The 13,326-nt window shown below is 72.4% G+C and carries 10 protein-coding genes; 2 read left to right on the forward strand and 8 right to left on the reverse strand.

Features of this window, described 5'->3' with window-relative positions:
* Positions 1–79 precede the first annotated feature (79 nt).
* Both GGE06_RS22120 and GGE06_RS22125 read right to left on the reverse strand, forming a co-directional pair.
* Entirely contained in the window at positions 80–796 is a 717-nt protein-coding gene (locus GGE06_RS22120) for a LuxR C-terminal-related transcriptional regulator (RefSeq protein WP_116159282.1), read from the reverse strand.
* Entirely contained in the window at positions 793–2,055 is a 1,263-nt protein-coding gene (locus GGE06_RS22125) for an ATP-binding protein (RefSeq protein WP_116159283.1), read from the reverse strand. The genes GGE06_RS22120 and GGE06_RS22125 overlap by 4 nt, the downstream gene beginning before the upstream one ends.
* A gap of 156 nt (positions 2,056–2,211) precedes the next feature.
* Between GGE06_RS22125 and GGE06_RS22130 the strand changes: the two genes are divergently transcribed.
* Positions 2,212–3,552, forward strand: a complete 1,341-nt coding sequence (locus GGE06_RS22130; protein ID WP_116159284.1) for a PspC domain-containing protein — start codon at positions 2,212–2,214, stop codon at positions 3,550–3,552.
* Between the two features lie 156 nt (positions 3,553–3,708).
* Here GGE06_RS22130 and GGE06_RS22135 read toward each other — a convergent pair whose 3' ends face one another.
* The 4 genes from GGE06_RS22135 to guaA form a co-directional block, all read right to left on the reverse strand.
* The gene (locus GGE06_RS22135; protein WP_116159286.1) at positions 3,709–4,275 is read right to left on the reverse strand and encodes a DoxX family protein; all 567 of its coding nucleotides are present in this window, start codon (positions 4,273–4,275) and stop codon (positions 3,709–3,711) included.
* A gap of 92 nt (positions 4,276–4,367) precedes the next feature.
* The gene (locus GGE06_RS22140) at positions 4,368–5,600 is read right to left on the reverse strand and encodes a hypothetical protein (RefSeq protein ID WP_376773573.1); all 1,233 of its coding nucleotides are present in this window, start codon (positions 5,598–5,600) and stop codon (positions 4,368–4,370) included.
* Positions 5,601–5,786: 186 nt separating this feature from the next.
* A complete protein-coding gene (locus GGE06_RS22145; protein WP_116159288.1) occupies positions 5,787–6,575 on the reverse strand; it encodes a class II aldolase/adducin family protein in 789 nt (262 codons plus the stop codon).
* A 176-nt stretch (positions 6,576–6,751) separates the two neighbouring features.
* Entirely contained in the window at positions 6,752–8,344 is a 1,593-nt protein-coding gene (guaA, locus tag GGE06_RS22150) for a glutamine-hydrolyzing GMP synthase (protein WP_116159289.1), read from the reverse strand.
* 393 nt (positions 8,345–8,737) lie between these two features.
* Here guaA and GGE06_RS22155 point away from each other — a divergent pair, with 393 nt between their 5' ends.
* Complete coding sequence (locus GGE06_RS22155; protein ID WP_116159290.1) at positions 8,738–9,028, forward strand: chorismate mutase; 291 nt, start codon at positions 8,738–8,740, stop codon at positions 9,026–9,028.
* A gap of 698 nt (positions 9,029–9,726) precedes the next feature.
* Here GGE06_RS22155 and GGE06_RS22160 read toward each other — a convergent pair.
* Entirely contained in the window at positions 9,727–11,541 is a 1,815-nt protein-coding gene (locus tag GGE06_RS22160) for a GMC oxidoreductase (RefSeq protein ID WP_116159291.1), read from the reverse strand.
* A gap of 88 nt (positions 11,542–11,629) precedes the next feature.
* Positions 11,630–13,294 carry a succinic semialdehyde dehydrogenase gene (locus GGE06_RS22165; protein WP_116159292.1) on the reverse strand — a complete coding sequence of 555 codons (1,665 nt, stop codon included), beginning with the start codon at positions 13,292–13,294 and terminating at the stop codon, positions 11,630–11,632.
* Positions 13,295–13,326 lie beyond the last annotated feature (32 nt).

Genomic DNA, 13,326 nt, shown 5'->3' on the forward strand with positions numbered 1-13,326 from the left:
CCCCGCCCGGGCCAGGCGCCTCGGGCGGGCCAGGCGCCTCGGGCGGGCGGCACAGACCCGGCGACTCGTATCAGGCGGGTCAGACCAGGCGGCGGGCGGTGGCCCAGCGGGTCAGCTCGTGCCGGTTGGAGAGCTGGAGCTTCCGCAGCACCGCCGAGACGTGCGACTCGACCGTCTTCACCGAGATGTAGAGCTGCTTGGCGATCTCCTTGTACGCGTATCCCCGGGCGATCAGCCGCAGCACCTCCCGCTCCCGCTGGGTGAGCCGGTCCAGGTCCTCGTCCACCGGGGGCGCGTCCGTCGAGGCGAAGGCGTCCAGGACGAAGCCGGCGAGGCGCGGCGAGAAGACGGCGTCGCCCTCCTGGACCCGGAAGATCGAGTCGACCAGGTCGGTGCCGGTGATCGTCTTGGTGACATAGCCGCGGGCGCCGCCCCGGATCACCCCGATGACGTCCTCGGCCGCGTCCGAGACCGACAGGGCCAGGAAGCGGACCGGGTCCTCGGTCGCGCCCATCAGGCTCGCGCAGCGCCGCAGCACCTCCACGCCGCCGCCGCCCGGCAGATGGACGTCCAGGAGGACGACCTCGGGGCGGGTCGCGGTGATGACCGTGACCGCCTGGTCGACGTCGGCGGCCTCGCCGACCACCTCGACGCCGGTGACGTCGGTCCGGCCGATCTCGGCCTGGACCCCGGTGCGGAACATCCGGTGGTCGTCGACGAGCACCACCCGCACCCGGCGCTCCGTGCCCTGTGCCCCCGCATCGGTTCCGGTCGCCGCTCCGGTCTCGTCGCTCATCCGTCCGCCCTCTCCATCTCGAGCTCCACTTCGGTGCCCCCGCCCTGCGGTGACCGCAGCCGGGCCGTACCGCCGTTGCGCTGCATACGGCCGATGATCGATTCTCGTACGCCCATCCGGTCCTCGGGCACGGAATCCAGGTCGAAGCCCGGTCCCCGGTCCCGCACCGAGACGAAGACCGTACGGCCCTCCACCTCGGCGTACACCTGCACGGCCCCGCCCTCGCCACCGTACTTCGCGGCGTTGACCATCGCCTCGCGTGCGGCCTGCATCTGCGCGGTCAGCTTCTCGTCGAGGGGGCAGTCGCCGACGACGACCACCTCCAGCGGGACCCCGTGCTTGTCCTCGACCTCGGCCGCCGCTCTCTTCACCGCCTCCGCGAGGGTCTCGGGCTCCTCGTCCCTGCCGGTGCCCTCGGGCTTGTAGAGCCAGTTCCGCAGCTCGCGCTCCTGGGCGCGGGCGAGGCGGCGCACCTCGCCGGCGTCGTCGGCGTTGCGCTGGATCAGGGTCAGGGTGTGCAGCACGGAGTCATGGACGTGGGCCGCGACCTCGGCGCGCTCCTGGGCGCGGATGCGCATGGTCCGCTCTTCGTTGAGGTCCTGCGACATGCGGACCAGCCAGGGGCCGGCGAGGAGCGCTATGCCGGTGAGGACCGCGACGGCGGCGGTCACGGCCGTGCCGAGCTGGGCGACGGAGCCGCGGACCACCACGAAGACCGCGAGGCCGGTGCCGACGAGGCCGACGCCCACGAGGCCGCGGACGAGCTGGAGCGCGCGCTTGTGGCGCCCGGGGTCGGTCCAGCTGGCCCGGCGGGCGTTGTCCGCCTGTCTCCAGACGAGGACGACGCCGGCGGCGATGAGGATCAGGGGCCATATGTAGCGTCCGGTCTCGTTGTCGACGCTGATGTTCCCGGCGAGGGCCGCGAGGCCGATGCCGAGCGCGATCAGGGCGACGACCTGGCCCCGGTCGGGCTTGCGGAGTCTGCGGCGGCCGTCCGACGTGGTCTCGAAGAGGGAGCGCGGGGCGGACCTTCCGCCGACGCCGAGCGGGACGACGATCCAGAAGACCGCGTAGAGCACGATGCCCAGGCCGTTCGAGAACGACAGCACCACGAAGAGCGCGCGCACCCAGACGACCGGCAGGCCGAGGTGGCCCGCGAGGCCCCGCGCGACACCGCCGAGCCACCGCCCGTCGGCGCTCCGGTAGAGCCTGCGCACGGGTGGTTCGTCGGTCTCGGTGACACGAGCGGTTGCGGACATGCACCGATCGTCACACGTCCGGCCCGCCCCGGACATCAGGGTCGGCCCTGAGATCATCCCTGGTAACGACTCGGGGGCGGAGGGCCCGTGAATATCAGGGTCGGGCCAGGGTCGGCCCCGGTGCCGCGGAACGTCACCGGCCGTCACCATGGAGGCATGACGAGTTCGATGCCTTCGCAGCACGAGGCCCCGCCGCCGGCGGAGGCCGATCCCGCCCCGCCGCTCCGGCGCTCGCGCGGCAGCAACGTCGTGGGCGGCGTCTGCGGAGGTCTCGGACGGCGCTTCGACCTCGACCCGGTGATATTCCGGGTGGTGATCGGCGTGCTGTCGGTGGCGGGCGGCCTGGGCCTTGTCTTCTACGGCTTCGCGTGGCTGCTGATCCCGCTCGCGGGAGAGGACGAGAGCGAGGGCCGCAGACTGCTGATGGGCCGCGTGTCCGGGGCCTCCCTGGCAGCCCTGCTGATGGCGCTGATCGGCTGCGGGATCTTCCTGTCGACGCTGCACAGCGGCACGGTCCTGGGCTTCGCGCTCATTCTGTCGCTCGCCGTGTACGGGTCGGCGGTCTGGTCGCAGCGGCGGCGGGTCGGCGGCGAGACCGAGGGCCGGTCGGACACCGCGGCCGGCCTCACGGTCGCCGAGGCGCCGCCCGAGACCAAGGCCCCGCCGATCTTCGAGTCCCCCTCCTGGTGGAAGGACCCGATCGTCAAGGACGGCTCGACGGGCAAGATCGCCGTCGGCTACATGTGGGGTCCGCACGGAATCCTGGACGAGGACGGCCGGGTGAACGGCGAGGTGCCGAAGCCGGGCAGCCAGTGGGGCCCCGGCCCGTCGGAGCCCGGGCGGCCGGCACCCTCCGTCCGCCGGAGCCCGCTCTCCATCGGGGGCCTCGTCTTCCTGCTCGCGCTGATAGCGGGCGGTCTCGGGACGGGCCTGACGTGGGACACCCACCCGCTGGGCACCAGCCTGCAGGCCGGTCTCGCGGCCGCGCTCGCGGTCTTCGGCCTGGGCCTCGTCGTCAGCAGCTTCCTCGGACGGACCGGGTTCGGCACGGTCTTCCTGACCGTGGTCACGGCCGGCCTCCTGGCACTGGCCACGGCGCTGCCCGACCGGATCAGCACCGAGTGGGTCCGCGAGACCTGGCGGCCCGCCTCGGTCGCCGCCGTGCAGCCGGACTACGAGCTGGGCAGCGGGGTCGGGACGCTCGACCTGACCCGGCTCCCGCTCCCGGCCGGCACGACCGTGACGACGCACGTCGGGGTCGGCGCCGGACAGCTCAAGGTGATCGTCCCGAAGAGCGCGGTGGTGAAGCTGCACGCCGAGGTGGGCCTGGGCGATCTGCAGCTGCCGGGCGCGCCCCCCGGCGACATCGACATCGCGCCGGGCCGTGACGTGACCCGGACGCTCACCCCGCCGGCCGGGACCGCCCCGGCGGGCACCCTGGACCTCTCGCTCGAGGTCGGACTCGGACAGGTGGAGGTCACCCGTGCTGCTTCATGAGTTCCGCCCCGGCCGACTGCTCGTCGGCCTGACGGCCCTCGTCCTGGCCGCCGCCTACGCGGGTGACGCCGCCGGCGCCTGGACGACCCCGTGGTACACGGTGATCCCCGTCCTCTGCGGCGGCCTGGGCATCGCCGCCCTCGCGACCTGGGTCGCCTATCGAATACGGCGCCGTTCGGCGAGGAGCCGGTCCAGTGAGAGCACCGGGGCCCCGGCCAGCAGCAGCGGCAGCCAGGACATCAGATAGATCAGGTCGTTGCCGAGGTAGTACGGGTGGACCTGCCAGCTCACGGTCAGCCAGAGGCTCAGCGAGATCAGCGCGCCGCCGAGCGCGGCCAGTCGGGCGAAGAGACCGAAGAGGGTTCCGAGCCCGACGGCGAGCTCTCCGAAGGCGATGGCGTATCCGAAGCCGGTCGGGTTGTTGAGGGCGAGGTCGACGAGGGCGGGGATCGCGGAGCTGTCACGGACGCCGCGCATCATCTCGCCGATGGAGCCGCTGCCCGTGTCGGCGAAGAAGGCGGAGTCGGTGAGCTTGTCGAGTCCGGCGTAGACGAACGTGACCCCGAGGAAGATCCGCAGCGGAAGGAGGGCATAGCGGGAGGCGGTCGCCCGCCACACGTCGAAGGTCGCCTTCCGCTCGACGAATCGCCCACCGTTACCGGCCGGGCCCGGGCCCGTCGGGTCGTCGTCCCTGTCGTGCGGTCGGTCCGTCTGTCCCGTCATCGTCGGTCACCTCTCCACGCCCCGTACGGCTGTTCGCGGGTCGATTCTCCTCGCACCCTGCGTCGAGGACACGGGAAGGTGGGGCCGGACGTTCAGTCCAGGACCTCGATCGTGACCCGGTTGGTCTCCACGCCGGCCGCCGTGACGACCGAGACCTCCACCCGGCCCGGTTCCACGTCGGCCGGGAGGGGGACGGTCAGGGACGTGTCGGTGGGGTTGGCGAAGCCGCCGGGGACCGGGACCAGTGGTACATGGGCGTGGACCGGGCCGATGCGGACGACCAGACGGGTCAGCGGGTCAGGGGCGGCGGCGCCCGGCGGGACGAAGCCGCAGCCGCGGATCTCGATGTCGTCGCCCGTGCGGATCGGGGCGTCGAGGTCGCCCGCCTCCCGGGACCGGACCACGGAGTGGATCGCGGGGCGGACGCCCTCGGTGCACTTCGCGGCGACGTGCCAGGCCGCCGAGACGCCGACGAGCAGCACGAGGGACCAGGGCACCTCGGGGAGCCGGTCGGGGTCGCGGGCCAGACCGACGGCGGCCAGGGCGAGGACGGCGCCGGAGACGAGGAGGTACTGGACGTCGGCGAGGGCGGCCCGGCCGCTGTCGTCGCAGACGAGGTCGCCGGCGCGGGGCCGGTCGGCGCGCACCTTCTGGAGGCGGCCGGCCGCGATCCCCAGGACGACGACGAGACGGGCGGTGACGGTGACGGAGGCGACGAGGGCGAGGACCGTGAGCAGGCCCGCGCCGCGCGAGAGGGCGAAGGCGGTCGTGCCCGGTGATCGGAAGGCGAGGAAGAGGAGGGCGTAGGCCAGGAGCAGCAGCCAGCCGGCGGCGACGGCGCGGGTGGTGGAGAGCCGGTTGTCCTCGCCGATCAGCGGGGCGAGGAGACCGCCGCGGGCCCGGTGGGCGTGGGCGGCGGCGCTGAGCAGGACGGCGAGGACCAGGGCAGTGCACAGGCCCGCCGTGCGGGCCCCGGTCCAGCCGCCGTCGATGGCGGTGAGGGCCTGGCCGAGGAGGAGGGCGAGGACGGCGCCCCAGACCGCGCCGAGACCCCCGCGCCGGACGTGGTCGAGCCAGGCGTGCCCGGCCTCCCGGCCGCGCACGGCCACCGCGCGGGCGGACTGGGCGAGCTCGTCGGAGACCCACTGGCGGGCGGCGACCGGCGAGTGGGCGACGGCCGCGGGGACGCCGTGCCCGGCGGCGAGCTCGTCGCGCCGGGCCAGGAAGGCGGCGACGGCGCGCCGGTGGCCGGTCTGCCCGCAGTGCGCGCAGCCGGCACAGGCCGTCGCGTGCTCGCCGTACTGTCTCGCCTCTTGAACCGCCACGGTGCTCACTCCCGAGCTCACTTCACGGCCCGCTTCGATGCGTCCCGGCGCGCCCCGAAGGGTCAACCAGCCGTTGATTGCAGGGAATTGTGCCGCACCGATGGCTCCCGCGCCTGCCGCGTGCGCCCCGCCGAAGAGTGATTGCCGCGCCATCTCATTGACGTACAGAAGGGTGAAGCGATGGTGTTACGACAGGAGTTCGGGGTCCGTTCGGCTGATCCTGCGCCACAGGGGCTGGTAGTTGATCCAGGCGACGAGGTCGCTGCCGAGCTGCTCCCGGGTGGCGACCGCGTCGCGGTGGTCGATGAGCACCGGTTTGCCGGCGGTGCGCGCGGCCAGTTGGACCTGGGCGCAGCGTTCGAGGGCGATGAACCACCAGGCGGCCGCGTCGACGGAGGTGCCGACGGTGAGCAGTCCGTGGTTGCGGAGCACGATCGCCTTGAAGGTGCCGAGGGCGACGGCGATCCTGCGGCCTTCCTCGGCGTCCACGGTGACGCCGGTGTAGGCGTCGTAGAGGGCGTGGTCCTGGTAGAAGGCGCAGGCCTCCTGGGTGAGGGGGTCGAGGAGTTCGCCGAGCGCGGCGAGGGCCCGCCCGTGGACGGAGTGGGTGTGGGCGACGGCGACGGCGTCGGGCCGGGCGCGGTGGACCTGGGCGTGGACGGTGAAGGCGGCCTGGTTGACGTGGTGGCCGCCGCGGACGACCTGACCGTCGCCGTTGACGAGGATGAGGTCGCTCGCGGTGAGCTCTTCGAAGGGGGCGCCGAAGGGGTTCACCCAGAAGCAGTCGGGGTACTCCGGGTCGCGGGCGGTGATGTGGCCGGAGACGCCCTCCTCGTACCCGAGCCGCCCGAAGACCCGGAGCGCGCCGGCGAGCCGCTGCTTGCGGTGGGTGCGTTCCTCCTCGGCCGTCGCGTGGACGGGCGGCAGGGCGAAGTGGAGCCGTTCGACGGGTACGGGGTCCGGTATCACGCTCATGCGCGGGAAGGTAACGCCCGGCCGGTCAAGTCACCAGAGTCCCGACGCGAACACGATGAAGCCGCCGGCCCCGGGACGTCCGGACACGATGAAGCCGCCAACCCCGGGACGTCCGGACGCGACGAAGCCGCCGCCCGGAGGTCCGGGACGACGGCTTCGACGGCGTGCGGGAGGGATCACTCCCACTCGATGGTGCCCGGCGGCTTGCTCGTGACGTCGAGGACGACACGGTTGACGTCGGCGACCTCGTTCGTGATGCGGGTCGAGATCTTGGCGAGCACCTCGTAGGGCAGGCGCGACCAGTCGGCCGTCATGGCGTCCTCGGAGGAGACGGGACGCAGCACGATCGGGTGGCCGTAGGTGCGGCCGTCGCCCTGGACGCCCACGGAGCGGACGTCGGCGAGGAGGACGACCGGGCACTGCCAGATCTCGCGGTCGAGACCGGCCGCGGTGAGCTCCTCGCGGGCGATGGCGTCGGCCTCGCGCAGCAGGTCCAGGCGCTCCTTGGTGACCTCGCCGACGATGCGGATGCCGAGGCCGGGGCCGGGGAACGGCTGGCGCTGGACGATCTCCTCCGGCAGGCCGAGCTCCTGGCCGACCATGCGGACCTCGTCCTTGAAGAGCTGCCGCAGCGGCTCGACGAGCTCGAACTCGATGTCGTCGGGGAGGCCGCCCACGTTGTGGTGCGACTTGATGTTGGCGGTGCCGGTGCCGCCGCCGGACTCGACGATGTCCGGGTAGAGGGTGCCCTGCACGAGGAACGCGACCTCGGGGCCCTCCTCCTGGAGGATCTCCAGCTGCGCCTGCTCGAAGACGCGGATGAACTCACGGCCGATGATCTTGCGCTTGGTCTCCGGGTCGGAGACGCCGGCGAGCGCGTCCAGGAAGCGCTCCTGCGCGTCGACGACGACCAGGTTCGCGCCGGTGGCGGCCACGAAGTCCTTCTCGACCTGCTCGGTCTCGCCCTTGCGCATCAGGCCGTGGTCGACGTACACGCAGGTGAGCTGCGAGCCGATGGCCTTCTGCACGAGCGCGGCGGCCACGGCGGAGTCGACGCCGCCGGAGAGACCGCAGATGGCGCGCTTGGAGCCGACCTGGGCGCGGATGGCCGCGACCTGCTCCTCGATCACGTTGCCCGTGGTCCAGCTGGGCTCGATGCCCGCGCCGCGGTAGAGGAAGTGCTCGAGGATCTGCTGGCCGTGCGTGGAGTGCAGCACCTCGGGGTGGTACTGGACGCCGTACAGCTTCTTCTCGTCGTTCTCGAAGGCGGCGACCGGCACGACGTCCGTGGACGCGGTGACGGCGAAGCCCTCGGGGGCGGCGGAGCAGGCGTCGCCGTGCGACATCCACACGGACTGCTCGACCGGGGTGCCCTCGAAGAGGGTGGAGCCGGCCTTGGAGACGTGCAGCGGGGTCCGGCCGTACTCGCGGGCGCCGGTGTTGTCGACGGTGCCACCGAGGGTCGTCGCCATCAGCTGGAAGCCGTAGCACATGCCGAAGACGGGGACGCCCGCCTCGAACAGCGCGCGGTCGAGGCGCGGGGCGCCCTCGGCGTACACGGAGGACGGGCCGCCGGAGAGGATGATCGCCTTGGGGTTCTTGGCCAGCATCTCGGCCACCGGCATGGTGGACGGGACGATCTCGCTGTAGACCCGCGCCTCACGGACGCGACGGGCGATGAGCTGGGCGTACTGGGCGCCGAAGTCGACAACGAGGACTACGTCCGGGTTGGAGACGTCGGGCGCGGCAGCGGGAGTCGCTGATGACACTACGGCGGCCTTCCGGCGGTAGGAGCGGTTCCCCGGGGGTCTCTCGGGGGTCTCTCGGGATTTCCCTGAGGTTCCCCGGGGGGGCCTTGAGGGTTCCCTCGAAGGGGGGCTATTTGTCGATTCTACCGGCGCGCCGGTGTCTCTTTTCGTCTCACCATCCGAACCCGGGTTGTCCCGGGGTGCGCGGAAGGGTCCATACTGTCGCCATGCGCAAGTACTCGACCTTCGTCTTTACCTATGGCAACCGGCCCACCGGCTGCCATGGTCGTGCTGCTTGAGCAACTGACAAGCGACTTCCCAGGCGCCCCGGGCCGACAAGGCCCGGGGCGTTCTGCTTGTCTCCGGGCGATGTCGCCCCGGGGCTCCGGACCCGACACCACGAGGAGCCCCGACATGACCGCCATGACCCAGACCGAGAAGACCGGCGCCCGCACCGACGAGGCGGCGGCGCTGATCGGCGACGCCCGGGAGCGCATCGACGCGCTCGACGACCGGATCATCGGCCTGATCCAGGAACGGGTGGCCGTCTCGGCCGTCATCCAGGAGGCCCGGATCTCCTCGGGCGGCCGCCGGGTGAACCTGGCCCGCGAGATGGAGGTCCTCGGCCACTACAGGGACGCGCTGGGCAAGCCGGGCACGGCGCTCGCGATGACGATGCTGGAGCTGTGCCGGGGCCGCATCTGAAGAAGCCGCTGGCGAAGCCGCCCGGGGCCGCACCCGAGGAAACCGCCTGAGAAGCCGCCGACGAAGCCGCCACGGGCCCCATCCGAAGAGCCCCTGGAAACGCATCCGGGTGCGTGCCCGTACCCGCGTTCGGTACGGCTCTCACCCGTACGGCGCGTGACCGGCTCCGGCCGGGCTTCGTTGGTCCGGATGTCCGTGCCAGCCAGGGGCGGGCCCGAAGAAACCACGCGTGGCTTCGCTGGGGCGTGTGGCGTACCTCTCCGGTACGTCGTGGGACCTCGCACCAGCGCGTGTGACCGGACAGCAGGGGACAGCAGCCCGGTCACCCAGAAAGGGCGGTCGGTCCCGGGGACGCCCGGGGCCGGCCGCAACCGGCCGATCTCCCGACCCTCCCGTCCCCCTGATCCCCCGATCCCCTTCCCCCCCTGCGGCGCGACCCCCGGCGCCGCCCCGCTCGGCACCGCCGCTGCCCTGACACCGGTGCCGACCCCGAGGGCCCCGCGCCGCGACCGGAATCGCGAGCGCGGGGCCCTTTTCACGACCCGCATCAGAACGTGACGCGCGTCACATGAAGAACCTGTGCAACCGCTACAACCAATCCCTCCGGTCGCAGGTCATCTATGCAGCAACACCAAAGCTGGAAGGGCGCTGCACTCGGAGGGGGGTGCAGCGCCCTTTCCATCTACGCGTGTCGGACGTCAGTCCTTCTTCGGCGGGACCGCCGGCATCCCCAGGAACGGCAGCCGCAGGGCGCCGAAGGCCTCGGACGGGACGGCGGGCGACTTCGGCTCGACGGCCGCGATCCGCGCGTACGCCTCGCCCTGCCGCGGGCGCGGGTCCGCCTCGCCCTTGTTCGGCCAGAAGGACATGGCGCGCTCCGCCTGGGCCGTGATCGTCAGGGACGGGTTGACGCCGAGGTTGGCGGAGACGGCCGCGCCGTCGACGACGGAGATCCCCGGGTGGCCGAAGAGCCGGTGGTACGGGTCGATGACGCCGGTCTCGCCGTCGGCGCCGATCGGGCAGCCGCCGAGGAAGTGCGCGGTGAGCGGGGTGCCCATCAGCTCGCCGACGTTGGAGCCGGCGAAGCCGTTGATCTCCTCGGCGAGGAGGGTGGCTGCCTGGGTGGCCTCCGGGATCTGGACCGGGTTGGGTGCGCCGTGCCCCTGGCGGGCCGTGAGCAGGCCCTTTCCGAGTCCGCCGGGCTTGCGGTAGGTCGTGAGGGAGTTGTCGAGGGACTGCATGACCAGGCCGATGATGGTCCGCTCGGACCAGTGCCAGTTGGAGAGCGAGCGGACGGCGAGCGTCGGGTGCTTGAGCAGGTTGAGGAACCAGCTGCGCACCCGATGGGCCCCGTAGGGCACCTGGAGGACGGTCAGGCTGCCCATCGAGTTGGAGCCCTTGCCGTACCGGACGGGCTCGATGTGGGTGTTCTCGTCGGGGTGCACGGACGAGGTGATGGCGACGCCTCTGGTGAAGTCGGCCTTCTCCTTGCCGTGCTTCTTGCGGTAGCGGCGGTCGGTGGTCTGGGCGCCGACCAGGCCCTCGGAGTTGGTGCGGGTGAGCTCGCCGAGCCGGTTCGAGATCCGGGGCAGCAGTCCGCTGTCCTTCATCCGGTGCAGCAGGGTCTGCGTGCCGTACGTGCCGGCCGCGATGACGACCCGCTGGGCGGTGAAGGTCCGGCCGGCGCCCTTCCTGCGGTTGTCGGTCGGCAGGGTCTTCACCGCGAAGCCGCCCCGCGAGTCCTCGGTGACGGTGACGACGGTGGTCATGGGGTGGACGGTGGCCCCCGCCTTCTCGGCGAGGTACAGGTAGTTCTCGTTGAGGGTGTTCTTGGCGCCGTGGCGGCAGCCGGTCATGCACTCGCCGCACTCGGTGCAGGCGCGCCGGGCCGGGCCCGCGCCGCCGAAGTAGGGGTCGGCGACCTCGCTGCCGGGCTTGGCCCTCGTCGTGCCGTCGGCGTCCTCGCCGTCCCCGAAGAAGACGCCGACGGGCGCCATGTGGAAGGTGTCGCCGATGCCCATGGCCTGCGCGGCGGACTTCAGGTGCACGTCGGAGGGGGTCATCGTCGGGTTGATGCGGACGCCGAGCATGCGCTTCGCCTGGTCGTAGTACGGCCGCAGCTCCTCCTGCCAGTCCGTGATGTCCTTCCACTGCGGGTCGTCGAAGAAGGGCTTCGGCGGTACGTAGAGGGTGTTGGCGTAGTTGAGGGAGCCGCCGCCCACGCCGGCGCCCGCGAGCACCATGACGTTGCCGAGCAGGTGGATGCGCTGGAGGCCGTAGAGGCCGAGGGCGGGGGCCCACAGGAAGTTCTTCAGGTCCCAGGAGTTCTTGGGCAGGGTCGCACGGGTGAAGCGGCGCCCGGCCTCCAGGACGCCGACCCGGTAGCCCTTCTCGGTGAGGCGGAGGGCGGTGACCGAACCGCCGAAGCCGGAGCCGACGACCAGGACGTCGTAGTCGTAGCCGCCCTCCGGGCCGTCCTCGGCCTGATTCTGGGCAGGGGGTACCGCGGTCATGGCTCTCCTCGTGCGGAAGGACGGAAGGACGGACGGAAGGACGGAAGGACGGACGGAAGGACGGAAGGGCGTGAGTAAAGACAGGACGTCAGCGCAGGCGCAGGGCCTTCATCGCCTTCAGGGACACGCTCATGAACGCGGCGTACTTCTCGTCGTCCATCCCGAAGGAGGGGGCGAGCGGGATCAGCCGCTGCTGGGCGACGGTCTGCGCCTCGGTGTACTTGAGGATGCCCTCGGAGCCGTGGCGGCGGCCGAGCCCGGAGTCCTTCATGCCGCCCATCGGGGACTGCACGCTGCCGTACGCGGGCGCGTACCCCTCGTTGATGTTGACGGTGCCGGTGCGCAGCCGGGCCGCGACGGCGTGGCCGCGGCGCGAGTCCTTCGTCCAGACGGAGGAGTTCAGGCCGTACGGGGTGGCGTTGGCGAGCTCGACGACCTCGTCCTCGTCGCGGAAGCGGTAGATCGACACGACCGGGCCGAAGGTCTCCTCGGTGCAGACGGCCATCGGGGCCTCGACGCCGTCGAGGATGGTCGGCTCGTAGAAGAGGGGGCCGATGTCGGGGCGGGCGACGCCGCCGGCGACGAGCTTCGCGCCCTTGGCGACGGCGTCCTCCACGTGCGTGGTGACGGCCTCCAGCTGCCGCTCGCCGACGAGGGAGCCCATGTCCGCCCCGTACGCGAGGGAGTTGCCGAGGCGCATGGCCTTGGTGCGGGCGGCGAAGCGGTCGAGGAAGGCGTCGGCGATCGACTCGTGCACGTACAGCCGCTCGATGGAGATGCAGAGCTGTCCGGCGGAGGAGAAGCAGGCGCGGACGGCTCCGGCGGCGGCCTTCTCGATGTCGGCGTCCTCGAGGACGAGCATGGCGTTCTTGCCGCCGAGTTCCAGGGTGACGCCGACGAGCCGGGCGGCGGCGCCCTTGGCGACCTCGCGGCCGGTGCGGGTGGAGCCGGTGAAGGAGACGTAGTCGCCGTGGGCGACGACCTCGGGGCCGACGACCGGGCCCTCGCCCAGGACGACCTGGAAGACGCCGGCGGGCAGGCCGGCCTCGATGAGCAGGTCACGGGCCCAGAGCGCGGTGAGCGCGGTCTCCGTGTCGGGCTTCATGACGACGGCGTTGCCCGAGACGAAGGCGGGGAGCGCGTCGCCGACGGAGAGCTCCAGCGGGTAGTTCCAGGGGGCGATCTGGCCGATGACCCCGCGCGGCTGGCGCAGCTCGGTGACCTTGGTGAGGGTCGGCACGACGCCGGTGTGGCGCTTGGCGCGCAGGTACGAGGGGGCCTTGCGGCCGTAGTGCCGGGCGGCGACGGCCACCGCCTGCACCTCCTCGTGGGCGTGCAGGCGGGCCTTGCCGGTCTCCAGCTGGATGAGGTCGAGGACCTCGGCCTGCCGCTGGAGGATCAGGTCGTGGAAGCGCAGGAGGACGGCGGCGCGGGCCCGGACCGGGGTGGCGGCCCAGGCGGCCTGGGCGGCACGCGCGCGCGTGAAGGCCTCGGCGACGTCCTCGGGGGTGGACTCGGGCAGGTCCGCCAGCTTCTTCCCGGTGAAGGGGGTGTGGTTGGCGGTACGGCCGGATCCGACGACACCGCGGGTGAGCCGGGCGACCAGCTCGGGCGTCACGACGTCGGCGGCGGTCCGCGCGCCGGCGGGCGCGGGCGCGACCGGGTTGGTCGCACCGGCGGGGGCGGCCGGGCGGGCCGCCTCGGCGGCGTTGTCGGCGTCGAGGTGGGCGGCGGGGGCCAGCGAGTCCGTCATGGGGCCGAGCGTAGGCCGCGTTCCGGCCTTTG

Source organism: Streptomyces nymphaeiformis (assembly GCF_014203895.1).
Taxonomy (GTDB): Bacteria; Actinomycetota; Actinomycetes; order Streptomycetales; family Streptomycetaceae; genus Streptomyces; species Streptomyces nymphaeiformis.

Excerpts from the sequence above, each read along its gene's own strand:
- GGE06_RS22120 (WP_116159282.1), bottom strand. The coding sequence starts at position 796 with ATGAGCGACGAGACCGGAGCGGCGACCGGAACCGATGCGGGGGCACAG.
- GGE06_RS22135 (WP_116159286.1), bottom strand. The coding sequence starts at position 4,275 with ATGACGGGACAGACGGACCGACCGCACGACAGGGACGACGACCCGACG.
- GGE06_RS22155 (WP_116159290.1), top strand. The coding sequence starts at position 8,738 with ATGACCGCCATGACCCAGACCGAGAAGACCGGCGCCCGCACCGACGAG.
- GGE06_RS22145 (WP_116159288.1), bottom strand. The coding sequence starts at position 6,575 with ATGAGCGTGATACCGGACCCCGTACCCGTCGAACGGCTCCACTTCGCC.
- GGE06_RS22165 (WP_116159292.1), bottom strand. The coding sequence starts at position 13,294 with ATGACGGACTCGCTGGCCCCCGCCGCCCACCTCGACGCCGACAACGCC.
- GGE06_RS22160 (WP_116159291.1), bottom strand. The coding sequence starts at position 11,541 with ATGACCGCGGTACCCCCTGCCCAGAATCAGGCCGAGGACGGCCCGGAG.
- GGE06_RS22130 (WP_116159284.1), top strand. The coding sequence starts at position 2,212 with ATGACGAGTTCGATGCCTTCGCAGCACGAGGCCCCGCCGCCGGCGGAG.
- GGE06_RS22125 (WP_116159283.1), bottom strand. The coding sequence starts at position 2,055 with ATGTCCGCAACCGCTCGTGTCACCGAGACCGACGAACCACCCGTGCGC.